This is a genomic window from Winogradskyella arenosi (assembly GCF_003337305.1).
Classification (GTDB): domain Bacteria; phylum Bacteroidota; class Bacteroidia; order Flavobacteriales; family Flavobacteriaceae; genus Winogradskyella; species Winogradskyella arenosi.
In genome coordinates this window covers 74,098-97,210 of record NZ_QPJO01000006.1, presented here as the reverse complement: position 1 = coordinate 97,210, position 23,113 = coordinate 74,098, and the positions used below count along the sequence as shown (strand labels likewise).

Annotated in this window: 30 protein-coding genes; 5 read left to right on the top strand and 25 right to left on the bottom strand. The window is 36.3% G+C overall.

All coding sequences use genetic code 11. The features are described 5' to 3' along the window. Window positions 1–2 precede the first annotated feature (2 nt). From secY to rpsL, 25 genes are all read right to left on the bottom strand, one after another. On the bottom strand, window positions 3–1,364 hold the full coding sequence (gene secY / locus DFQ08_RS15160) for a preprotein translocase subunit SecY (protein ID WP_114310890.1): 1,362 nt from the start codon (window positions 1,362–1,364) through the stop codon (window positions 3–5). Between the two features lie 10 nt (window positions 1,365–1,374). Further along, window positions 1,375–1,827: a 50S ribosomal protein L15 gene (gene rplO / locus DFQ08_RS15155; protein ID WP_114310889.1), complete on the bottom strand. Its 453-nt coding sequence runs from the start codon at window positions 1,825–1,827 to the stop codon at window positions 1,375–1,377. A gap of 15 nt (window positions 1,828–1,842) precedes the next feature. Beyond that, the gene (rpmD, locus tag DFQ08_RS15150; RefSeq protein ID WP_045468968.1) at window positions 1,843–2,022 is read right to left on the bottom strand and encodes a 50S ribosomal protein L30; all 180 of its coding nucleotides are present in this window, start codon (window positions 2,020–2,022) and stop codon (window positions 1,843–1,845) included. A gap of 13 nt (window positions 2,023–2,035) precedes the next feature. Further along, on the bottom strand, window positions 2,036–2,560 hold the full coding sequence (gene rpsE / locus DFQ08_RS15145) for a 30S ribosomal protein S5 (protein WP_114310888.1): 525 nt from the start codon (window positions 2,558–2,560) through the stop codon (window positions 2,036–2,038). Between the two features lie 6 nt (window positions 2,561–2,566). After that, window positions 2,567–2,923, bottom strand: coding sequence for a 50S ribosomal protein L18 (gene rplR, locus DFQ08_RS15140; RefSeq protein WP_114310887.1), 357 nt, complete (start codon window positions 2,921–2,923; stop codon window positions 2,567–2,569). Between the two features lie 10 nt (window positions 2,924–2,933). Continuing rightward, entirely contained in the window at window positions 2,934–3,476 is a 543-nt protein-coding gene (gene rplF / locus DFQ08_RS15135) for a 50S ribosomal protein L6 (protein ID WP_114310886.1), read from the bottom strand. A gap of 12 nt (window positions 3,477–3,488) precedes the next feature. Continuing rightward, complete coding sequence (gene rpsH / locus DFQ08_RS15130) at window positions 3,489–3,887, bottom strand: 30S ribosomal protein S8 (protein ID WP_092446811.1); 399 nt, start codon at window positions 3,885–3,887, stop codon at window positions 3,489–3,491. Window positions 3,888–3,949: 62 nt separating this feature from the next. After that, window positions 3,950–4,219 (bottom strand): 30S ribosomal protein S14, encoded by a 270-nt coding sequence (gene rpsN, locus DFQ08_RS15125; RefSeq protein WP_114310885.1) that lies wholly within the window; start codon window positions 4,217–4,219, stop codon window positions 3,950–3,952. Between the two features lie 2 nt (window positions 4,220–4,221). Then, a complete protein-coding gene (gene rplE, locus DFQ08_RS15120) occupies window positions 4,222–4,773 on the bottom strand; it encodes a 50S ribosomal protein L5 (RefSeq protein ID WP_114310884.1) in 552 nt (183 codons plus the stop codon). Window positions 4,774–4,775: 2 nt separating this feature from the next. After that, window positions 4,776–5,087: a 50S ribosomal protein L24 gene (gene rplX / locus DFQ08_RS15115; RefSeq protein ID WP_114310883.1), complete on the bottom strand. Its 312-nt coding sequence runs from the start codon at window positions 5,085–5,087 to the stop codon at window positions 4,776–4,778. 12 nt (window positions 5,088–5,099) lie between these two features. Next, window positions 5,100–5,468, bottom strand: a complete 369-nt coding sequence (gene rplN, locus DFQ08_RS15110; RefSeq protein ID WP_114310882.1) for a 50S ribosomal protein L14 — start codon at window positions 5,466–5,468, stop codon at window positions 5,100–5,102. A 2-nt stretch (window positions 5,469–5,470) separates the two neighbouring features. Continuing rightward, window positions 5,471–5,728: a 30S ribosomal protein S17 gene (rpsQ, locus tag DFQ08_RS15105; protein WP_040756784.1), complete on the bottom strand. Its 258-nt coding sequence runs from the start codon at window positions 5,726–5,728 to the stop codon at window positions 5,471–5,473. Window positions 5,729–5,745: 17 nt separating this feature from the next. Next, on the bottom strand, window positions 5,746–5,937 hold the full coding sequence (rpmC, locus tag DFQ08_RS15100; RefSeq protein WP_114310881.1) for a 50S ribosomal protein L29: 192 nt from the start codon (window positions 5,935–5,937) through the stop codon (window positions 5,746–5,748). Window positions 5,938–5,949: 12 nt separating this feature from the next. Next, on the bottom strand, window positions 5,950–6,369 hold the full coding sequence (gene rplP, locus DFQ08_RS15095; protein WP_114310880.1) for a 50S ribosomal protein L16: 420 nt from the start codon (window positions 6,367–6,369) through the stop codon (window positions 5,950–5,952). A gap of 20 nt (window positions 6,370–6,389) precedes the next feature. Continuing rightward, window positions 6,390–7,106, bottom strand: coding sequence for a 30S ribosomal protein S3 (rpsC, locus tag DFQ08_RS15090; protein WP_114310879.1), 717 nt, complete (start codon window positions 7,104–7,106; stop codon window positions 6,390–6,392). A gap of 9 nt (window positions 7,107–7,115) precedes the next feature. Continuing rightward, window positions 7,116–7,523 carry a 50S ribosomal protein L22 gene (gene rplV, locus DFQ08_RS15085; RefSeq protein WP_092446804.1) on the bottom strand — a complete coding sequence of 136 codons (408 nt, stop codon included), beginning with the start codon at window positions 7,521–7,523 and terminating at the stop codon, window positions 7,116–7,118. 5 nt (window positions 7,524–7,528) lie between these two features. Further along, window positions 7,529–7,807, bottom strand: a complete 279-nt coding sequence (rpsS, locus tag DFQ08_RS15080; protein WP_114310878.1) for a 30S ribosomal protein S19 — start codon at window positions 7,805–7,807, stop codon at window positions 7,529–7,531. A gap of 10 nt (window positions 7,808–7,817) precedes the next feature. Next, the gene (gene rplB / locus DFQ08_RS15075; RefSeq protein ID WP_114310877.1) at window positions 7,818–8,645 is read right to left on the bottom strand and encodes a 50S ribosomal protein L2; all 828 of its coding nucleotides are present in this window, start codon (window positions 8,643–8,645) and stop codon (window positions 7,818–7,820) included. 12 nt (window positions 8,646–8,657) lie between these two features. Continuing rightward, window positions 8,658–8,948: a 50S ribosomal protein L23 gene (gene rplW / locus DFQ08_RS15070; RefSeq protein ID WP_114310876.1), complete on the bottom strand. Its 291-nt coding sequence runs from the start codon at window positions 8,946–8,948 to the stop codon at window positions 8,658–8,660. A gap of 5 nt (window positions 8,949–8,953) precedes the next feature. Then, entirely contained in the window at window positions 8,954–9,583 is a 630-nt protein-coding gene (rplD, locus tag DFQ08_RS15065) for a 50S ribosomal protein L4 (RefSeq protein WP_114310875.1), read from the bottom strand. After that, the gene (gene rplC, locus DFQ08_RS15060; RefSeq protein ID WP_114310874.1) at window positions 9,583–10,200 is read right to left on the bottom strand and encodes a 50S ribosomal protein L3; all 618 of its coding nucleotides are present in this window, start codon (window positions 10,198–10,200) and stop codon (window positions 9,583–9,585) included. Before rplC ends, rplD begins: the two co-directional genes overlap by 1 nt. A 204-nt stretch (window positions 10,201–10,404) precedes the next feature. Then, window positions 10,405–10,710: a 30S ribosomal protein S10 gene (rpsJ, locus tag DFQ08_RS15055; RefSeq protein WP_007650482.1), complete on the bottom strand. Its 306-nt coding sequence runs from the start codon at window positions 10,708–10,710 to the stop codon at window positions 10,405–10,407. A gap of 11 nt (window positions 10,711–10,721) precedes the next feature. Beyond that, window positions 10,722–12,848: an elongation factor G gene (gene fusA / locus DFQ08_RS15050; protein WP_114310873.1), complete on the bottom strand. Its 2,127-nt coding sequence runs from the start codon at window positions 12,846–12,848 to the stop codon at window positions 10,722–10,724. Between the two features lie 3 nt (window positions 12,849–12,851). Next, window positions 12,852–13,328, bottom strand: coding sequence for a 30S ribosomal protein S7 (gene rpsG, locus DFQ08_RS15045; protein WP_114310872.1), 477 nt, complete (start codon window positions 13,326–13,328; stop codon window positions 12,852–12,854). Window positions 13,329–13,349: 21 nt separating this feature from the next. Then, on the bottom strand, window positions 13,350–13,724 hold the full coding sequence (rpsL, locus tag DFQ08_RS15040) for a 30S ribosomal protein S12 (protein WP_019386263.1): 375 nt from the start codon (window positions 13,722–13,724) through the stop codon (window positions 13,350–13,352). A 184-nt stretch (window positions 13,725–13,908) separates the two neighbouring features. Here rpsL and DFQ08_RS15035 point away from each other — a divergent pair, with 184 nt between their 5' ends. The 5 genes from DFQ08_RS15035 to rlmB all read left to right on the top strand — a co-directional run bounded on the left by DFQ08_RS15035 (window position 13,909) and on the right by rlmB (window position 23,084). Then, window positions 13,909–15,594 (top strand): ShlB/FhaC/HecB family hemolysin secretion/activation protein, encoded by a 1,686-nt coding sequence (locus DFQ08_RS15035; RefSeq protein ID WP_245935453.1) that lies wholly within the window; start codon window positions 13,909–13,911, stop codon window positions 15,592–15,594. Between the two features lie 10 nt (window positions 15,595–15,604). After that, window positions 15,605–17,239, top strand: a complete 1,635-nt coding sequence (locus DFQ08_RS15030; RefSeq protein WP_114310871.1) for an aryl-sulfate sulfotransferase — start codon at window positions 15,605–15,607, stop codon at window positions 17,237–17,239. A 363-nt stretch (window positions 17,240–17,602) separates the two neighbouring features. After that, window positions 17,603–20,830, top strand: coding sequence for a SusC/RagA family TonB-linked outer membrane protein (locus DFQ08_RS15025; protein WP_114310870.1), 3,228 nt, complete (start codon window positions 17,603–17,605; stop codon window positions 20,828–20,830). Between the two features lie 12 nt (window positions 20,831–20,842). Then, window positions 20,843–22,285 (top strand): SusD/RagB family nutrient-binding outer membrane lipoprotein, encoded by a 1,443-nt coding sequence (locus tag DFQ08_RS15020; protein ID WP_114310869.1) that lies wholly within the window; start codon window positions 20,843–20,845, stop codon window positions 22,283–22,285. 64 nt (window positions 22,286–22,349) lie between these two features. Next, window positions 22,350–23,084, top strand: coding sequence for a 23S rRNA (guanosine(2251)-2'-O)-methyltransferase RlmB (rlmB, locus tag DFQ08_RS15015; protein ID WP_114310954.1), 735 nt, complete (start codon window positions 22,350–22,352; stop codon window positions 23,082–23,084). Window positions 23,085–23,113: the final 29 nt, after the last annotated feature.

The window sequence follows — 23,113 nt, the reverse complement described above, 5'->3', positions numbered from 1 at the left end:
TCTTATTGCGCAACCGCTTTTCTATTTTTACCTGTTTTCATTAAGCCGTCATAATGCTTATTTAATAAATAAGAATTAATCTGCTGCATGGTATCTATTGCTACACCCACCATAATTAATAGTGATGTACCTCCGAAGAATAATGCCCAACCTTGTTGTACGTTCATTAAGGATACAATAAATGCTGGAAAAATAGCTACCAACGCTAAAAATATAGAACCTGGTAACGTAATTTGTGACATCACTTTATCTAAGTACTCTGATGTTTCAGATCCTGGACGTATTCCTGGGATAAACCCACCGCTACGTTTTAAATCATCTGCCATCTTATTTGTTGGTACTGTAATTGCTGTATAGAAATATGTGAAAATTATAATTAATAAAGCAAACATTAAATTGTACCAAAAACCAAATATATCAGAGAAGTTAGATTGCATCCAAACTCCAGTATCAGTATCCTTTAACCACGCTGACCCACCAATTAAACTTGGTACAAACATAATAGCTTGTGCAAAGATAATAGGCATTACACCAGACGCGTTTAACTTTAAAGGTAAAAACTGACGCGATCCAAAAACATTCTTTTCATACCCTCCTGTAGCGGTTCTTCTTGCATATTGTACAGCAACTTTACGTACTGCCATTACTAAGAAGATCGATCCAAGGATGATTAAGAACCAAATTACTAATTCAATAAGGATCATCATAAACCCACCATCACCTTCTAATCTAGAAGCTGCATTCTGAAGGAATGCTTGTGGTAAAGTAGCAATAATACCTACCATAATTAATAATGAAATTCCGTTTCCGATTCCTTTATCTGTAATTTTTTCTCCTAACCACATTGCAAATACACAACCGGTTATTAAGATAATTACTGATGAGAAATAGAACATGTTTTCACTAAATCCAGGAACTAATAAAGCCCCCATTGAAGTGGCACCAGATAAACCTGGTATACTCGCTAAATATCCTGGTGCTTGTACAAGACAAATACCGATAGTTAACCAACGTGTAATTTGAGTGATCTTTTTCTGACCACTAGCACCTTCTTTTTGAAGTTTCTGTAAATAAGGAATCGCAATACCCATTAACTGAACAACAATGGAAGCAGAAATGTAAGGCATAATACCTAAGGCAAATACAGAGGCATTAGCGAATGCCCCTCCTGTAAATGCATTTAACAATCCTAATATTCCAGTATCCGTACCGGCTTGTAAACCACCTAGAGCATCGATATTGATTCCAGGTAATACAACCTGCGCACCAAAACGATAAACCAACAACAAACCTAAGGTTAGAATAATTCTATCCTTAAGTTCTGTGATTTTCCAAACGTTTTTTAATGTTTCTATTATTTTCATCCTAAAAATCTTATAAAGTTACAGCTTCACCACCAGCAGCTTCAATAGCAGCCTTTGCCGTAGCAGTAAATTTATGAGCAGTTACTGTTAATTTCGCTTTTAACTCACCTCTTCCTAAGATTTTAACTAGTTCATTTTTACCAGCTAAACCTAAAGTTATTAATGTATCAAAATCAACACTACCTTCGATTTTCTTTTCGTCAACTAACCTTTGTAACGTATCTAAGTTAACACCTTGATATTCTACGCGGTTAATATTTGTGAAACCAAACTTAGGTACACGTCTTTGAATTGGCATTTGCCCACCTTCAAATCCTACTTTCTTAGAATAACCAGAACGAGACTTTGCTCCTTTGTGACCACGAGTTGCCGTACCACCTTTTCCAGAACCTTGTCCACGTCCTACACGCTTTCCTTGATTTTTTACTGAACCTTCTGCAGGTTTTAAATTACTTAAATCCATTCTTAAGTTATATTTTTAAGCTTCTTCTACAGAAACTAAATGTTCAACTTTCTTAACCATACCAAGGATGTTTGGTGTGGCGTCGTGCTCTACAACTTGTCCAATCTTTTTTAAACCTAAAGCCTCTAATGTAAGCTTTTGTCTTTTCGTACGATTGATTGCACTTTTTACTTTCTTTACTTTAATCTTTGCCATCTTATCCTATCGATTATCCGTTAAATACTTTTTCAAGTGAAATTCCACGCTCTTTAGCAACAGACTTAGCATCTCTTAATTGTAATAAAGCATCAAAAGTTGCTTTTACCACGTTATGAGGGTTAGATGATCCTTGAGACTTTGATAATACATCGTGTACACCTACTGCTTCAAGAACAACTCTTACCGCACCACCTGCAATAACTCCTGTACCAGGTGCTGCAGGGATGATGTTTACTCTAGCTCCACCGTATTTCCCTTTTTGTTCGTGTGGTATTGTGCCATTAAGAATTGGAATTCTTACTAAATTTTTCTTAGCATCTTCTACTGCTTTTGCAATAGCCGTTGCTACATCTTTAGATTTTCCTAATCCTTGACCTACAACATTTGTTTCGTCTCCTACAACAACGATTGCAGAAAAGCCAAATGCTCTACCACCTTTCGTTACTTTAGTTACACGCTGCACGCCAACTAAGCGATCTTTTAATTCTAATCCGCTTGGTTTAACAAGCTCTGCGTTTTTATATTTTTGATACATAATGTCTTAAAATTTAAGTCCTGCTTCTCTAGCACCTTCTGCTAATGATTTTACTCTACCATGGTATAAGTATCCACCTCTATCAAAAGAAATAGTTTCAACACCAGCTTTCAAAGCTTTTTCTGCTAGGGATTTCCCAACTAAAGCAGCTATTTCTGATTTATTACCTTCAGACTTTGCAATATCCTTATCTCTTGAAGATGCAGCAGCTAAAGTTTCACCAGTTACATCATTTACGAGTTGAGCATAAATTTCTTTATTACTTCTAAAAACAGCTAATCTTGGTCTTGTTTCAGTACCAGATACTACCTTACGGATTCTGCTTTTAATTCTTAATCTTCTTTCGTTCTTTGTCAATGCCATAACCTAATTATTAAGCTGATTTACCTGCTTTTCTTCTAATTTCTTCACCAACAAACTTGATACCTTTTCCTTTGTAAGGCTCAGGTCTTCTAAAGCCGCGAATCTTAGCTGCAACTTGACCTACTAACTGTTTGTCTAAAGACGTTAATTTAACTCTTGGATTTTTACCTTTTTCTGAAACTGTCTCAATAGTTACTTCTGGAGCGATGTCCATAACGATGTTATGAGAAAATCCGATGGCTAAATCTAATTTTTGTCCTTGATTAGATGCTCTATAACCGACACCAACTAATTCTAGTTCTTTTGTCCATCCTTTAGAAACACCTTCTATCATATTAGCAATTAATGCTCTGTAAAGACCATGCTTTGCTCTTAAATCTTTCTTGTCAGAAGCACGCTCTAATGTAATTGTTGCGTCTTCTATTTTAATTTCAATATCCGAATACTCTTGAGTTAATTCACCTAATTTACCTTTAGCAGTAATTACGTTATCCTTAACTTCAACTGTTACACCTTCAGGAATTGTTATTGGGTTTTTACCTATTCTTGACATAATTTCCTGTTTTTAGTATACGTAACATAAAACTTCACCACCTACATTTTCTCTCTGCGCTTGTTTTCCTGTCATCACTCCGTGAGACGTAGAAACAATTGCAATACCTAATCCGTTAAGGATTCTTGGCATTTCTTTAGATGAAGCATACTTACGTAAACCTGGTTTACTGATTCTTTGAATTTTTTTGATGACAGACTCTTTAGTCTCCTTGCTGTATTTTAAAGCAATTTTGATTGTACCTTGTACAGTTGAGTCATCAAATTTATAACTTAAGATATATCCTTGATCGAATAATATCTTAGTTATTTCTTTTTTTAAGTTAGATGCAGGGATCTCAACCACTCTGTGATTGGCCTTAACTGCGTTTCTAACTCGCGTTAAATAATCCGCTATTGGATCTGTATTCATATGTATTAATTTGCGGTAGCGGTTTTCGACACTATTGTCAAACCTGAAACCAATTTATAATTTTACCAACTTGCCTTTCTTACACCCGGTATTAAACCTTGGTTAGCCATTTCTCTAAACATTACACGAGAAATTCCAAATTGTCTCATGTAACCTTTTGGTCTACCAGTAAGTTTACAACGGTTATGCTGACGTATTGGTGATGCATTTTTTGGTAATTTCTGTAACGCTTCGTAGTCTCCAGCTTCTTTCAAAGCTTTTCTCTTCTCTGCATACTTAGCTACCATTTTAGAACGCTTCACCTCACGGGCTTTCATTGATTCTTTAGCCATAATTAATTCTTTTTAAAAGGTAATCCTAATTCAGTTAATAATGACTTCGCTTCCTTATCGGTTTCCGCTGAAGTCACAAATGTAATATCCATTCCTGAAATTTTGTTTACTTTATCAATATCAATTTCTGGAAATATGATTTGTTCTACGACCCCAAGGTTATAGTTTCCACGTCCGTCAAAACCAGTAGCTTTGATTCCGTTAAAATCTCTAACACGTGGTAAAGCTGAAGTCACTAAACGATCTAAGAATTCATACATTTGCTCTCCTCTTAACGTAACTTTGGCACCAATTGGCATCCCTTTACGTAATTTGAAAGAAGCAACATCCTTCTTAGACATCGTTTGTATAGCTTTCTGTCCAGATATTTTTGTAAGCTCTTCTACTGCGTGATCGATTAATTTCTTATCCGCCACAGCAGCACCAACACCTTTAGATATTACTATCTTAGTAAGCTTAGGTACTTGCATTACATTTTTATATCCAAATTCTTCCGTAAGAGCAGGAACAACTTTGTCCTTATACTCTTGTTTTAATCTTGCAACGTAAGCCATAATTAAATTACTTCATTAGATTTTTTTGAAAATCTTACTTTATTATCACCATCCATTCTATATCCAACTCGTGTAGACTCTCCTTTAGAGGTTAACAACGATAAGTTAGAGATATGTAAAGATGCTTCCTTCTCTACAATTCCACCTTGAGGATTTTGTGCACTTGGTTTCGTATGTTTCTTAACCATGTTCACACCTTCTACGATGGCTTTGTTCTTATCTATTAATACTTTTAGTACTTTACCTTCAGATCCTTTATGATCTCCAGCAATTACTTTTACTGTATCTCCTGATTTTATTTTAAGCTTTGTCATTTTATTTATCAATTAAAGCACTTCAGGTGCTAATGATACAATTTTCATGAATTGTTTATCACGAAGTTCTCTAGCTACAGGACCAAAAACACGTGTTCCTCTCATTTCCCCTTGTGGGTTTAAAAGTACACAAGCATTATCGTCAAAACGGATATAAGATCCATCAGGACGTCTTACTTCCTTTGCAGTACGAACAACAACTGCTGTAGAAACAGCACCTTTCTTCACACTACCGTTAGGTGTTGCGTCTTTAACAGATACGACAATTTTGTCTCCAACAGAAGCGTATCTTCTTTTTGTTCCTCCTAGTACACGGATTGTTAAAACTTCCTTTGCACCAGTGTTATCAGCTACTTTTAATCTTGATTCTTGTTGTACCATAATTACTTCGCTCTTTCAATTATTTCTACTAATCTCCAACATTTAGATTTACTTAAAGGTCGTGTTTCCATGATCTTTACAGTATCTCCTTCGTTGCAGTCGTTTGTTTCATCGTGTGCGACATATTTTTTTGTCTTTAACACGAACTTTCCATACATAGGGTGTTTTACTTTCTTAACTTCTGAAACAACAATAGATTTCTCCATTTTGTTACTCGTTACGATCCCTATACGTTCTTTTCTTAAGTTTCTTTTTTCCATCTTTCAGCAGAATACAATTATTGTACGTCTCTTTTAGTTAGTTCTGTTGCCACTCTAGCTACTGTGCGACGTGCAACTCGTAACTGAATTGGATTATCTAAAGGTGATATAACATGAGCCATTTTAAGGTCTGTATAACTTTTTTTAGATTCACTAAGTTTCTCTTGTAACTCAGCTGTTGAAAGCTGTTTAATTTCTGATTGCTTCATAATATCTTTCTATTAAGCTTCGTAATCTCTAGCTATGATAAACTTAGTTTTTACAGGAAGTTTCTGTGCTGCTAAACGAAGTGCTTCTTGAGCAGTTTCTAATGGCACACCACTTATTTCAAATAACATACGTCCTGGTTTTACAACTGCTGCCCAATATTCAACGGCACCTTTACCTTTACCCATACGTACTTCAAGAGGTTTCTTTGTGATAGGCTTGTCTGGAAATATTTTAATCCATAACGATCCTTCTCTTTTCATATAACGAGTCGCGGCAATACGCGCTGCTTCTATTTGACGTGCAGTAATAAACGACGAGTCTAATGATTTAATACCGAAAGTACCATTTGATAACAAATGACCTCTTCCCGCATTTCCTTTCATACGTCCTTTTTGCTGCTTACGAAATTTTGTTCTTTTAGGCTGTAACATTTTTTCTTTTCTTTAAAAAATTACTTTCTACGACGAGATTGGTTCTTATTTCCACCACGTCCACCTTTGCTCTTTTGTTTAGATAAACCAACTAATGGAGAAAGTTCTCTTTTTCCATATACTTCGCCTTTCATAATCCAAACTTTGATACCTAGTCTACCATAGGTTGTATGTGCTTCTACTAGAGCATAATCAATATCAGCTCTAAAAGTAGATAACGGAATACGTCCTTCTTTATAGTGTTCTGAACGTGCCATTTCAGCACCATTCAAACGACCACTAATCTGAATTTTTATTCCTTCAGCGTTCATACGCATAGCAGCAGCAATTGCCATTTTGATGGCACGTCTGTATGAAATTCGGCTTTCAATTTGACGTGCAACACTAGCAGCTACTAAATAAGCATCTAACTCAGGTCTTTTAATTTCAAAGATGTTCAATTGAACTTCTTTGCCAGTAATTTTCTTAAGCTCTTCTTTTAACTTATCTACCTCTTGACCACCTTTTCCGATAATAATACCAGGTCTAGCAGTAGTGATAGTAACGGTTACAAGTTTAAGCGTACGCTCAATAATTACTCTACTTACACTAGCTTTAGATAGACGAGCATGAATATACTTTCTAATCTTATCGTCTTCGGCAAGTTTATCACCATAATCGTTTCCTCCGTACCAGTTCGATTCCCATCCTCTGATAATTCCTAAGCGATTTCCGATTGGATTTGTCTTTTGTCCCATATCTCTATCTTAGCTTTGTGTTTTATTTATTGCATCTACAACCACAGTTACGTGGTTAGATCTTTTTCTTATTCTATGTGCTCTACCTTGAGGTGCTGGACGCAATCTCTTTAACATAGAACCACCATCTACTCTAATTTCTTTGATAAACAATTTAGCTTCTTCAACATCAGCATCTTCGTTTTTAGCTTGCCAGTTTGCAATTGCAGACATTACAAGTTTCTCTAAACGACGAGACGCTTCTTTTTGACTAAATCTAAGAATCTGAAGAGCTTTCTCTGCCTTTTCTCCTCTTACTAAATCCGCTACTAAACGCATTTTTCTTGGAGATGTAGGACAGTTATTTAGCTTTGCAAAAGCAACCTGCTTCTTCTCAGCTTTAATAGCTTCCGCCATTTGTTTTTTACGACTTCCCATGATTCTTATTTTTTACCTTTATTCTTAGCACCTGCATGACCTCTAAATGATCGTGTTGGTGAAAATTCTCCTAACTTATGTCCTACCATGTTTTCAGTAACAAATACTGGAACAAATTGACGACCGTTATGAACCGCTATAGTTTGTCCAACGAAATCCGGAGAAATCATTGATGCTCTAGACCAAGTTTTAATAACCGTCTTCTTATTTGAAGCTACATTTTCTGCAACTTTCTTTTCCAATTTATAGTGGATATAAGGTCCTTTTTTTAATGAACGTGCCATACTATCTTAATTATTTCTTTCTACGTTCTACAATATACTTATTACTCGCCTTAGTCTTAGAACGTGTTCTAAATCCTTTCGCTGGAATACCATTTCTAGATCTTGGATGTCCACCTGCAGATTTACCTTCACCACCACCCATTGGATGATCGACTGGGTTCATAACTACTGGTCTTACTCTTGGACGTCTACCTAACCATCGACTTCTACCGGCTTTACCAGAAACAAGTAATTGATGATCTGAGTTAGAAACAACTCCAATTGTTGCCATACAAGTCACTAAAATCATTCTAGTTTCACCAGATGGTAATTTTACTGTAGCAAATTTATCTCCTCTTGCCATTAACTGAGCAAAAGCTCCAGCACTACGCGCCATAACAGCACCTTGACCTGGACGTAATTCTATACAAGAAATAATTGTACCTAAAGGTATTTCACTTAATGGCATTGCGTTTCCAATTTCTGGAGCAATCCCCTTTTCACCAGACACTATATTTTGCCCTACTTGTAAACCATTCTGAGCGATAACGTAACGCTTCTCTCCATCTTGGTAATTTAAGAGTGCAATAAATGCTGTTCTGTTTGGATCGTATTCAATTGTTTTAACTTCCGCAGGAATTCCCGCTTTGTTACGTTTGAAATCGATAATACGATAACGTTTCTTATGACCTCCACCTACTTGGCGTATGGTCATTTTTCCTTGACTGTTTCTACCACCTGATCGTTTTTTCGGAGCAAGCAAGCTTTTCTCCGGCTTATCAGTAGTAATGGCGTCAAATCCATTAACTACTCTAAATCGCTGACCTGATGTGATCGGTTTTAATTTTCTTACTGACATTAATGTCTAAAATTACATGTTAGTGTATAAATCTATTACTTCACCTTCCGCCAGTTGTACAATTGCCTTTTTAACAGCATTTGTTTTACCATGTTGAACACCAGTTTTTGTAAACTTGGTCTTACGATCTGGACGGACATTTATTGTACGAACTTTTTCAACAGAAACTCCATAAGCAGCCTCAACTGCTTTTTTGATTTCTACCTTGTTCGCCTTAGTGCTCACTTCAAATGCATATGCATTTAACGACTCACTTTGCATGGTCGCTTTTTCTGTGATTATAGGTTTTTTTAAGATACTCATCTGTTCTATTTACTTAAATTCGTTTCAATTCCTTCTAAAGCACCTTCAATTAGAACAACCTTATTAGCGTTCATAATTTTATAAGTACTTAATTCTGAAGCAGTTATCACTTCAGACCCTTTAAAATTGCGGGAAGACAAATATACATTATTATTTGACCCACCCAACACAATTAGAGACTTTTTATTGTCTAGTTCTAAAGCCTTTAAAACCTCTACAAAGTTTTTAGTTTTTGGAGACTCAAAGTTGAAATCCTCTAATACTAAAATTGAATTGTCGTTAGCTTTAATGCTTAAGGCAGATTTACGTGCTAATCGTTTAAGGTTTTTATTTAATTTAAACCCGTAGTTTCTTGGTCTTGGACCAAACATACGACCACCACCTTTAAATACACCAGACTTAATACTACCTGCTCTTGCAGTACCAGTACCTTTCTGTTTTTTAATTTTACGTGTACTTCCAGTAATCTCTGCTCTTTCTTTTGCCTTATGCGTTCCCTGTCTTTGATTTGCTAAGTATTGCTTAACATCTAAATAGACAGCGTGATTATTAGGCTCTATAGCGAACACTTCTTTAGAAAGCTCTGCTTTCCTTCCTGTGTCTTTTCCGTTTATATCTAAAACTGCTATCTCCATTACTTCTCAATGATTACATAAGAATTTTTGTGACCAGGAACACATCCTTTTACCACTAGTAAGTTCTTTTCTGGAACTACTTTATAAATTCTTAAATTTTGAACTTTTACTGTTTCACCACCCATTCTTCCGGCCATCTTCATTCCTTTGAATACTCTCGCAGGATAAGAAGCTGCACCAATAGAACCTGGAGCTCTTAAACGGTTGTGTTGACCATGCGTTGCTTGACCTACACCACCAAAACCGTGACGTTTTACTACACCTTGAAAACCTTTTCCTTTAGAAGTTCCTGCGATATCCACAAATTCTCCTTCAATAAATTGCTCTACTGTGATAGCATCACCTAATTTGTACTCCGAATCAAAACCTTTGAATTCAACAACTTTGCGTTTTACAGAAGTACCCGCTTTTTTTGCATGACCTAAGTCTGCTTTAGTAGCGCTTTTTTCTGTCGCGTCATCGAAACCTAATTGAAGCGCTGAATAACCATCCACTTCTTCAGTTCTGACTTGGGTAACGATACATGGTCCAGCTTCGATTACTGTACATGGAATGTTTTTTCCATTTTCATCGAAAATGCTGGTCATACCGATTTTTTTTCCAATTAACCCAGACATAATTTTGTTTGTTTTTTTATTGACAACTCGCGAATTGTCACTTTTGTTTGTTTTTTAGAAGGCAAGTCGCGACTTGTCCTTAGTATATAAAACTCAAGGCCGAAAATACGTTTCAGCCTTGAATTGTATTTATTACCGTTTTTCCCTCGCTCGCAGCTTAGGACATGTTGACTTCAATTTCGCTAGGCGATAGAAGTCCTATAATTACACCTTGATCTCAACTTCAACTCCACTTGGTAATTCAAGCTTCATTAAGGCATCAATTGTTTTAGAAGATGAAGAGTAAATATCTAATAAACGCTTATAAGAGCTTAATTGAAATTGTTCTCTAGACTTCTTGTTAACATGTGGTGAACGTAACACAGTGAAAATTTTCTTGTGTGTTGGTAAAGGAATTGGTCCTGTAACCACCGCACCTGTGCTTTTTACTGTTTTTACAATCTTATCAGCAGACTTATCTACCAAGTTGTGATCGTAAGATTTTAATTTTATTCTGATTTTTTGACTCATTTTCTTAAGATTTACGATTCAACGCCTTTAGCCGCTGCAATTACTTCTTGTGATATATTAGATGGAGTCTCTGCATAGTGAGAGAATTCCATTGTAGATGTTGCTCTACCTGAAGATAACGTTCTTAATGTTGTTACATAACCGAACATTTCAGATAATGGCACTGTAGCTTTTACAGTCTTAGCACCTGCTCTATCACCCATATCACTTACTTGACCTCTTCTTCTGTTCAAGTCACCTACAATATCACCCATGTTTTCTTCTGGTGTAATCACCTCAAGTTTCATGATTGGTTCCATTATAACCGCCTTAGCTGCTTTTGCAGAATTTTTAAATCCTAATTTAGCTGCTAATTCGAAAGATAATTGATCAGAATCCACATCGTGGTAAGATCCATCCTTTAAAGTTACTTTCATAGAATCTACTTCGTAACCTGCTAATGGACCATTAGCCATTGCCATTTTAAATCCTTTTTCAATTGAAGGGATAAATTCTTTAGGAACGTTACCACCTTTAATTATAGATTCAAACTGAAGTCCTACAACACCTTCATCAGCAGGCTCAATCGTAAATACGATATCAGCAAACTTACCACGACCACCAGATTGTTTCTTATAAACCTCTCTATGATCTGCAGCTTGTGTAATAGCTTCTTTATACTCAACTTGTGGTTGACCTTGGTTAACCTCAACTTTGAATTCTCTTTTTAAACGATCTACAATAATATCTAAGTGTAGCTCACCCATTCCAGAGATAATAGTTTGTCCTGAAGACTCATCTGTACGCGCTGTAAACGTTGGATCTTCTTCTGCTAATTTAGCTAAAGCCATACCCATTTTATCTACATCTGCCTTAGTCTTAGGCTCTACGGCGATACCAATTACTGGATCAGGGAAGTCCATTGATTCTAAAACAATAGGATGCTTTTCATCAGACATAGTATCACCAGTCTTAATGTCTTTAAATCCTACAGCTGCTCCAATATCTCCTGCTTCAATAAAATCGATAGCATTTTGTTTATTCGAGTGCATTTGGTAGATACGAGAAATACGTTCTTTTTTACCTGAACGGTTATTTAAGATATAAGACCCTGCATCTAAACGACCAGAATACGCTCTAAAAAATGCTAAACGTCCTACGAAAGGATCTGTAGCAATCTTAAATGCTAAAGCTGAAAATGGTTCTTTTACAGAAGGCTTACGTCTTTCTTCTCCGTCTGTATTAGGGTTTGTTCCTACAACACTATCTCTATCTAATGGAGAAGGTAAGTAACGACAAACAGCATCTAATAAGAACTGTACACCTTTATTTTTGAATGAAGATCCACAAACCATAGGAATAATAGCCATATCCATTACAGCAGCTCTAAGTGCAGCGTGCACTTCTTCTTCAGTAATAGAATCTTCATCCTCCATAAACTTCTCTAATAAGTTTTCATCGTAAGATGCAACTTCTTCGATAAGTAAGGCTCTATACTTACGTGACTCTTCTTTTAATTCTTCTGGAATTTCAATAACATCGAAAGTAGATCCGTAGTTATCATCATGCCATACGATAGCTCTGTTTTTAACTAAATCTACGATTCCTTTAAAATCTCCTTCTTCACCAATGTTTAAAACGATTGGCACAGCGTTAGATTTCAACATGTCTTTAACTTGTTGACAAACACCTAAGAAGTTAGACCCTTGACGGTCCATTTTATTTACGAAACCAATTCTTGGCACTTTATAGTTATCAGCAAGTCTCCAGTTCGTTTCAGATTGTGGCTCTACACCATCAACTGCACTAAATAAGAATACTAAACCATCTAATACACGTAACGAACGGTTTACCTCTACGGTAAAATCAACGTGGCCCGGTGTATCAATGATGTTAAAGTGATAATCTTGCGCTTCAGCTGTTGGTACGCCATTTTCTTTAGGAAACGTCCAGTCACAAGTTGTCGCTGCAGAAGTAATTGTAATACCTCTTTCAGCTTCTTGCTCCATCCAGTCCATTGTAGAAGCTCCATCATGAACTTCTCCAATTTTATGTGATACTCCCGTATAAAAAAGAATACGCTCAGTTGTTGTTGTTTTACCAGCATCAATGTGAGCTGCAATTCCTATGTTTCTTGTTAATTTTAAATCTCTTGCCATTTCTTAGAATCTAAAGTGTGAGAATGCTTTGTTTGCTTCTGCCATTTTATGAGTATCAGCTCTTTTCTTAACAGCTGCACCTTCTTCTTTTGCTGCTGCTAATACTTCGGCCGCTAAACGCTGTGCCATAGATTTTTCGTTTCTCTTACGTGAAAAGCCAATTAGCCATTTCATTGCAGTTGAAACCTTACGGTCTGGACGAATTTGCATTGGAATTTGAAATGTAGCACCACCAACACGACGACTACGTACTTCTACGTGAGGCATCACATTTGATAAAGCTTCTTTCCAAATCTCTAAAGCTGTTTTTTCGTCATCATTCTTTTTCTCTTCAACAATATCAATTGCATCATAGAATACTTTAAAAGCTACAGACTTCTTACCATCCCACATCATCATGTTAACAAAACGTGTTACTAACTGATCATTAAATCTTGGATCTGGTAAAAGCGGTCTCTTTTTTGCTGCTCTTTTTCTCATGTCTTCTTCTTAAAGTTTAAATTACTTCTTAGGGCGTTTTGCACCATACTTAGATCTACGTTGCGTTCTTCCAGATACACCTGCTGTATCTAAAGCACCACGAACGATGTGATATCTAACTCCTGGTAAATCTTTTACCCTTCCACCTCTAACCAATACTATCGAGTGCTCTTGTAAATTGTGACCTTCTCCACCGATGTATGCATTTACTTCGTTTCCGTTTGTTAAACGAACCCTTGCTACCTTACGCATTGCTGAGTTTGGTTTCTTAGGTGTCGTTGTGTAAACACGAGTACATACACCACGTCTTTGAGGACACGAATCTAAAGCAGCCGATTTACTCTTCTTGGTTATTTTGGCTCTTCCTTTTCGTACTAATTGTGAAATTGTTGGCATATATTTCTATATAAAATTTTATTAACCCTCACTTTTGAGGGCTGCAAAGGTACAAATTAATATCTATTATTCAAATAGTTGTGAATTTATTTTTCTAATAAAAATGATTTTTTATTTTCAACTTATATAATATGCGCTATTTTTACGTTGACCCACTAAACGATTCTATTTTATATTGATGCTATTGCGAAACCGTATTTTTTTATTTCTTACCATAATTTCGGTTTTTGCTAATTGGGCTCATGCACAGGTTATCAGACTTGAGGTTACAGCAGAAAACACAGAAAAAACAAACGTATTAGATTCTATTGGCTACAAGCCGCGTTTTGACAATTATAAGCAACTCCAGGAAGAGGTCTTCAATATAAAAGAACAACTTAGCAAGCAAGGTTATATAGATACAAGAATAAACGCCATAAGCAAACAGAACGATTCTACTTACCATGCGGCATTATTTTTAGGAACAAAGATTAATACCGTAAGAATTTATTACACCTCTGATTTTGACACAAAACTTTTAGATGATATCAAACATCAAAATGGAGCCGACTACTACGACATTGCCATTCAAAACTTAGAAAGCGTATTAAGCCACTTAAACGGTAAACTTGCAGAACAAGGCGATCCTTTTTCAACATTACAACTTATTGATCTTCAAAAGTTAAATTCAGACACCCTCACCGCACAATTAGAGGTAGTCTCCAATAAAAAAAGACAGATTGACAAAATCATAGTTAAAGGTTATGAAAAATTCCCAAATGCCTACTTAAATCATTTTTTAAAATTAAGAACCAACCAAACGTTTAATCTCAATAAGATTAAAACTAAGACTATGTTGTTTGATAACATCCGTTTTGCAAAAACCATTAAAGATCCAGAAGTCTTATTTACTAACGATTCTACATCCCTATATATATATGTAGAAAAAGTAAGAAGCAATAATTTTGACGGCTTTTTAGGATTTGGCACTAACGAGGATACTAATAAAATTGAATTTGACGGTTACTTAGACCTAAAACTCATTAATAATCTTAATTATGGTGAAACCATCAATCTCTATTATAAGAGTGACGAATCGGATCAACAAACTTTTGAAGTAGACGCAGATTTGCCTTACCTGTTTTCTACACCAATAGGTGCTCAAGTAGGACTCCGACTCTTTAAAAAGGATTCCACTTTTTTAAACGCCAACCAATACGCCAAGCTCAACTATTTAATTAATGCGGAACATAAAGTTGGTCTTGGTATAACCACTACGAATTCTACATATCTATTAGAAGAAACAAGCCTAACGCTATCTGATTACAAAACTACCCATTACACGCTTAATTACACGTACTCTAAACCACAGTATGCCGACCCCCTATTTCCTATTAATTTTTGGTTCGATTTTACGGCAGGATTTGGAGACCGCACCATTAGCAACAGCAGTGAAGATCAACAGATGTTTACTATGGAAACTCACAAAATTTTCAACCTTAATAATAAGAATAGTATTTTTACCAAACTGAAAGCCGCTATGCTCAACTCCGACCAATATCTAGACAATGAATTGTTTCGCTTTGGGGGAATCAACTCCATTAGAGGATTTGAAGAGAATAGCTTAGTTGCCAACCTCTATGGCGTCATTAATACCGAGTACAGATATCGTTTAAGCAATACCTTATATGTACACTCCGTATTGGATGCTGCTTATTTTGAAAACCAACTTACGGACAGTAAAGAAAAACTATTTGGGTTTGGATTTGGATTAGGACTACTAACCAACGCCGGACTCTTTAAATTAAATTACTCTAGCGGAAAAACCGAAAATCAAACTTTTAAGTTATCAGACTCTAAAGTTCATTTAAGTTTAACAGCGACCTTTTAATAAAACCACCATGATACGAACATTAATTTGCTTCCTAGTTTTAAGCAGCAATCTATTAGTCGCACAAAACACTATAGGCAACACGCTTTATGAACAAGGCGTTTACGACGGTTATACTTTATTCTCCGCTTTTACAGAAACCTATCTTATTAATAATTGTGGTGAAGTCATTAATCAATGGTCTAGTGACTACCTCCCTGGAAATGCAGTCCACTTACTTGAAGATGGCAGTCTGTTAAGAGCAGGCCAAACCGACACAGACGATATTACCTTTGGAGGACAAGGCGGTGTTATTGAAATTAGAGATTGGGACGGACAACTCACTTGGCAGTATTTTTACGACACTCCTAATATGAGACAACATCATGATGTATTTCCAATGCCCAATGGTAATGTATTAATTTTAGCCGTAACGAAACTATCACGCAATGAAGCCCTAAACTTAGGAAGAGACCCTGAATTAATTAGTCAAGATGCGCTCTATAATGAACAACTTATTGAAGTAAAACCGATTGGCACCAATAATGCTGAAATTATATGGGAATGGAACATTAAAGATCATGTTATTCAAGATTTTGACCCAACAAAGAGTAATTACGGAACCATAAGTGCTAATCCTGAAAAACTAAATATTAATTTTTTAAACGGCGCCACACCAGATCCAAATTGGCTTCATTTCAATTCCATTTATTATGACGCCACTTTAGACCAAATTATCATAAGCTCTAGAAATTTAAGTGAAGTCTATATTATAGATCACTCCACATCGATTTTAGAAGCTGCCAGCAATACAGGAGGTATTTACGGAAAAGGTGGCGACTTTCTATACCGCTGGGGCAATCCACAAGCCTATAATCAAGGCACCGAATCAGACAGGCTGCTTTACGGGCAACACTCCCCTTATTTTATTAAAGACGATAATGACAATACAAACAAAATCCTGCTCTTTAATAACGGAAGAGATCGTTCACCTCTCTATTCTGAGATTTACACCGTTGTTCCCCCTACTTCTAGTCCTGGTGTATATACTTACCAATCAGGAACAAGTTATGGACCTAGTGTTCCAGAACATATTTACGGCAGCAGCACGGGACCATCCTATTTTTTCTCTAGCATTTTAAGTAGTGCCCAACGCCTGCCTAATGGAAACATCTTAATATGTGAAGGTATTAACGGACGCTTTTTTGAAATAGACAGTAACGAAAATATTGTATGGGAATACATCAACCCTATTAACACCAATAATGGCGATAACAAAACGCAAGGCACTGCCCCAGCTTCATTTTCTAACGTTAGCTTTAGAGCTATAAAATACAGCACCACTTACGCAGCTTTCGATAATAATAGCATTACTACAGGGGCTCCAATTGAATCTAATCCTAACACCACGGCATGCGAAAACTTAAGCACCTCGGATTACGAATTAGAAACAACAGCCATATATCCCAATCCTACCACAGGAGTTATAAACATCCAATCCGATATAAGCATCTCAAAAATTGAAATTTACAGCTTAACGGGTAAGAAAATTGGAGAAAGTAGAACTACGGAATCCATAGATTTAACCTACCAAGAAAATGGGGTTTATTTTTTAAAGTTATACACCGCTAATCAGGTGATCAATAAAAAAATTATTAAGTCTTAAATTCTAATCCTAATAATTTTAATACACACTTAAATTCTTAACTTTTAGTTAGACTGAAAAAATCATTTTTACTAAATTTCTTTCATTTTTTATAAAATTCAGCGGATATTCCGTTGATTTTTAGACTCTAACAAATTCAACCTAAAACAGACCTTTTAAGCGGAATTTAAAAAAATATAAAAATGCCGCTAACGTCAGTCATAACGGTACTAACACGATTTTAAAAACAAGCTTTTTACACCTGAGATTAATACATTAAAACAACCTAAAAACCAAGAATAACTCAAACTTTTAACACAAAAATATTGTTTTCTTAACTTTTTATTATGATTTTTAGACTTAGCTAACTCTAATAATTTAAATATGAAAACAAAGTTTAGTAGAATTCTAACGCTACTACTAGCGTTTGTTGTGCAAGTTACTTTTGCACAAGAAAGGACAGTTTCAGGAACCGTAACGGACCCATCCGGTCTACCGCTCCCAGGAGTTAACATTGTAGTAAAAGGGACTAGCAATGGAACCCAATCTGATTTTGACGGTAATTATTCCATCTCAGTCAATACAGGAGACGTTTTAGTTTTTAGTTACGTCGGACTTAAACCTGAAGAAATTACGGTAGGAACTTCAAATGTTGTTAATGCCACCCTTACCGAGGATACCGCTGCATTAGACGAAGTGGTGATTACCGCTTTAGGTATTAAAAGGGAAAAGAAAAGTCTCGGTTATGCCACACAAGAAGTTGATGGTGAAGAAGTTTCTAAGGTAAAAAGTTCCAATTTCGTTAACTCCCTTTCAGGTAAAGTCGCGGGTTTAGACATTAAATCATCCGGTACACTTGGAGGCTCTACTAATGTTGTTATACGGGGTAGTAATTCTATTTCTGGTAACAACCAAGCACTTTTCGTTATTGATGGTGTTCCTATTAGTAATCAAAACACCAACACAAGCGATCAAACTCTTGGACGTGGAGGTTATGATTACGGAAACGCGTCTTCGGATATTAATCCCGATGACATTGCTACAATTAACGTTTTAAAAGGCGCTGCCGCTACGGCACTCTATGGATCTCGTGGAATGCACGGCGCTGTAATTATTACTACAAAAACAGGTAAAACAAAGAAAGGTATTGGTATAACAATTAGCTCTAGTCTTATGATTGGTACAGCTGACAGTGAGACCCTACCTAACTATCAAGACAAATATGGTGCTGGTTATGGAGCCTATTACGGGACTACCGAAGACCAATATTTCAATGATTTTGAAGACATCACCGGAGATGGTGTTCCAGATCTTACAGTACCATTTACAGAAGATGCTTCTTACGGAGCAGCTTTTGACCCAAGCTTAATGGTTTACCAGTGGAATTCTATTTTCCCACAATTAGAGGGTTACCGCGAAGCGACACCATGGGTTGCAGGAGCTAATGATCCTAATTATGTTTGGGGAACTTCTGGAACTTATGTAAACTCTGTAGGTTTAGATGGTTCTGATGAATCTAGCTCTTTTAGATTGGGATACACCAATATGATGCAAGAAGGTAATTTACCGAATAGTGAAATTAAAAGAAACTCTATCACCTTTAATGGGTCGCATCAGTTTACAGATAAACTTACAGCCTCTACGTCTTTCACTTACACCAAAACAAGTGGTAAAGGTCGTTACGGAACGGGGTATGATTCTAATAACGTAATGCAACAATTTAGACAATGGTGGCAAACCAATGTAGATCTAGAAGCACAGAAGAATGCTTATTTTGCAACGAGAGAAAACATTACATGGAATACCAGTTCTGGTACAGATTTATCACCAATATACTCGGATAACCCGTATTGGACGTTTTATGAAAATTATGAGACCGATTCCAGAAATCGTTATTTTGGTAACGTTATGTTAGATTATAAAATCAATGATTGGATCAGTGCCATGGCAAGATTCTCTTATGATACGTATACAGAATTTCAAGAGGAACGTACCAATGTAGGAAGTGCTAATGTTTCTCAATATTCTAGATTTAACAACCAAGTTGCAGAATACAATTATGATTTCTTTTTAAACTTCAACAAAGACTTAAGCGACAAGCTTAATTTAGACGGAAACTTTGGTCTTAACTTAAGAAGACAAACATGGGAGTCTATGAGAGCGGTAACAAATGGTGGACTTGGAATACCAGGTTTATATGCCTTATCAAATTCATCGAGCCCAATCGAAGCTCCAATAGAATATGATGCTACAAAAATGGTAGATGGTGCCTTTGTAAGAGCAAGTTTAGGCTATGACAATTTTGCTTTTATAGAAGCGACTTACAGAAGAGACCGTTCCTCTGCCCTACCAAAGGATAATAATAGCTTTGGCTACTACTCTGTTTCAGGAAGTTTTATTTTCTCAGAGTTTATAGATACCGATTGGATTACCTTTGGAAAACTAAGAGCTAACTACGCTGAAGTTGGTGATGATACAGGACCGTATAGAGTTTATAACACCTACAATATTTCAGCACCGTTTGATGGTTCTGGTATTGCGTCAAACCCAGCGTCTTTAAACAATTTAGATTTAAAACCACAACGTCAAAATTCATACGAATTTGGTCTTGAAATGTCTTTCCTTAACAAGAGAGCTGGTTTCGATTTTGCTTATTACAATACCACAACAGAAGATCAAATTGTTAACGTTCCTTATTCTGGAGCTACTGGATACTCTTCACGTTGGTTAAATGCAGGAACAATTGAAAACAAAGGTCTAGAACTTCAACTTTATGGAACGCCGATAAAAACAGAAGATTTCCAATGGAACCTTAACGTTAATTGGTCTAAAAATGAAAACGAAGTTATTGAACTACTAGACGGTATTGAAAACTTACAACTTGCAAGTTTACAAGGAGGTGTATCTATCAACGCTACTCCTGGTGAAGCCTATGGTACTATTAGAGGAACTAACTTTATTTACCAAGATGGCCAAAGAGTTGTAGGTACTAACGGTTATTACCTCACAACAGATACCTCTAATGAAGTTATTGGAAATGTTAACCCAGATTGGAAAGCGGGGATCAATAACAGTTTCTCTTATAAAAATGTAACATTGAGTTTCTTAATAGACATTCAAAAAGGAGGTGACATTTTCTCATTAGATACTTGGTATGGTTACGCTACAGGTTTATATGACTTTACAGCCGGAACCAATGATCTTGGTAACCCAGTAAGAAACCCTGTAACTTCAGGAGCTGATAGTGGTGGTGTAATTTTATCTGGTGTACAAGCCGATGGAACACCTAACACCGTTAGAGCCAGTGCAACTTCTTATGCTAACCCATGGGGATATGCAAGAACTCCAAATGCTGCTCACGTTTATGACGCATCTTTTGTAAAATTAAGAGAACTGAGTTTAACATATAGCTTAACCCCTAAAGTCTTAGAAAAGTTGCCTTTTACAAACGCATCACTTTCACTTATAGGGCGTAATTTATGGATCATTCATAAGAATCTTCCATACTCTGATCCTGAAGCAGGATTGAGTTCAGGGAACATTCAAGGATACCAGTCTGGTGCTTATCCAGCCATTAGAGAAATAGGAGCTAGTTTAAAACTTCAATTTTAAAAAAAATTAATTATGAGAAAAATACTTATTCCGATATTAAGCTTCACACTCATATTTTCATGTATGAGCGATGAACAATATGACGATTTAAATAGAGATCCAAAGAATCCGACTGAGGTTACCGCAGATGTACTTTTTACATCCGCGACAAAAAGCTTGTTTGACCAAATGTCTAGTACTAATGTAAACGATAATGTTTTTAAATTGTTTTCACAATACTTTACACAAACCACATATATTGATGAGTCTAATTACGACCTCAACGGGCGAACTATTACAGACTCGCATTGGTTAGAAATGTATAGTAATGTCCTTTATGACCTTAAGGATTCTAGCGAAAAAGTGATGGCTGATGCCGCACTTACTGCGAATGAGAAAGCAGGGCGTTTAGCACAAATAGAAGTTCTTTCTGTTTATACTTGGCAACAACTTGTAGATACCTTTGGCAATATTCCATACACAGAAGCCCTAGATATTGAGCAATTTCCATTACCAAAATATGATGATGCTGAAACTGAAATTTATCCTAATTTAATAACAAGAATTGATGCCATTTTAGGCAATTTTGATTCTGGAGAAGGTTTTGACAGTGTTGCAGATAGAATTTATGGTGCCGATATGGATGCCTGGAAGAAATTTGCGAATTCTTTAAAATTAAGATTAGGTATTCGCTTATCTGACGTTAACCCAACACTTGCCCAAGCCACGGTTGAATCTGCGGTTTCAGATGGTGTATTTACGTCTAATGCAGATAATGCGTTATTAGATTATCTTAGCGCAACACCAAACACTAACCCGTTATGGGTAGACTTAGTAGAATCTGGACGACAAGATTTTGTCGCAGCCAATACGATTGTTGACATCATGAATGACTTAGATGACCCAAGAAGACCTTTATACTTTAGAGAAAACTTAGGCTTAGGAACCTTTGTTGGTGGAGAGTACGGCGATTCTAACAGTTATACTACAAACTCACAACTAGGAGACTTACTTCACGAAGCTACTTTTGCAGGAGTGCTTATGGATTACGCTGAAGTGTCTTTCTACTTAGCAGAAGCTGCTGAGCGTACCTATAACGTTGGTGGGACAGCTACAGAGTTTTACACCAACGGTATTACAGCTTCAATTGAATATTGGGGAGGAACACCAACAGATGTTACAAGTTATTTAACACGTACAGATGTTGCCTATCCTACCGCAACAGGAACTTGGAGAGAAAAAATTGGAACACAATTTTGGCTAGCCATGTACAACAGAGGATTTGAAGGTTGGACCGTTTGGAGAAAATATGATTATCCTGTGCTTAACACAGCTGTTGAATCTGGAAATCCAGTACCTACACGCTACACGTATCCTGTAGATGAACAAAATCTAAATGGTACAAACTGGGATGCTGCTTCTACTGCTATTGGCGGTGATAGCCAGACCACAAAATTATTTTGGGACACCATGTAATTAGTTTTTAAATATTTCAAAGCCTCATAATTTTCTTATGGGGCTTTTTTTATACCTTTACGGCATGAAAAATGAAACTACAATTTTTGGAATTAGAGCAATTATAGAAGCCATCAAGTCTGGAGAGACTATTGACAAGGTTTTTATGCAGAAAGGACTTCATGGAGATTTATTTCAAGAATTAGAACTTGCTATCCGTACCGAGGGCATTAATTCTTCTTATGTTCCTGTGGAAAAACTTAACCGTTTAACACGAGGAAATCACCAAGGTGCTGTAGCTCAAATCTCTCCAATTGCCTTTCATGATATTGACGAAATGGTTTCTAATGTTTTAGAATCTGGCAAAACACCTTTATTTCTTTTATTAGATCAATTAAGTGATGTTCGTAATTTTGGTGCTATTGTTAGAACAGCAGAATGTACCGGAGTTAATGGGATCATTATTCAGAAAAAAGGTGGTGCACCTATAAACGGAGATACCATTAAAACGAGTGCCGGAGCTATTTTTAAAATTCCGATTTGTAAAGTAGACCACATTAAAGATGCTGTTTTTCATATGCAAGCCTCAGGAATTAAAGTTATTGCAGCGACTGAAAAAGCTACAGACTTTGTTTATAATGTTTCTTTTAAAGAGCCTTGCGCCATCATTATGGGATCGGAAGGTCGCGGGATAAACCCATCGGTTTTAAAAGTTGTTGACGATCAAGCTAAACTTCCTATTTTAGGAGAAATTGAATCGTTAAATGTTTCCGTAGCTTGTGGTGCTTTTCTATACGAAGCGGTAAGACAACGCAGTTAACCACTAGCGCTTAAAGCCATAAAGTAGAC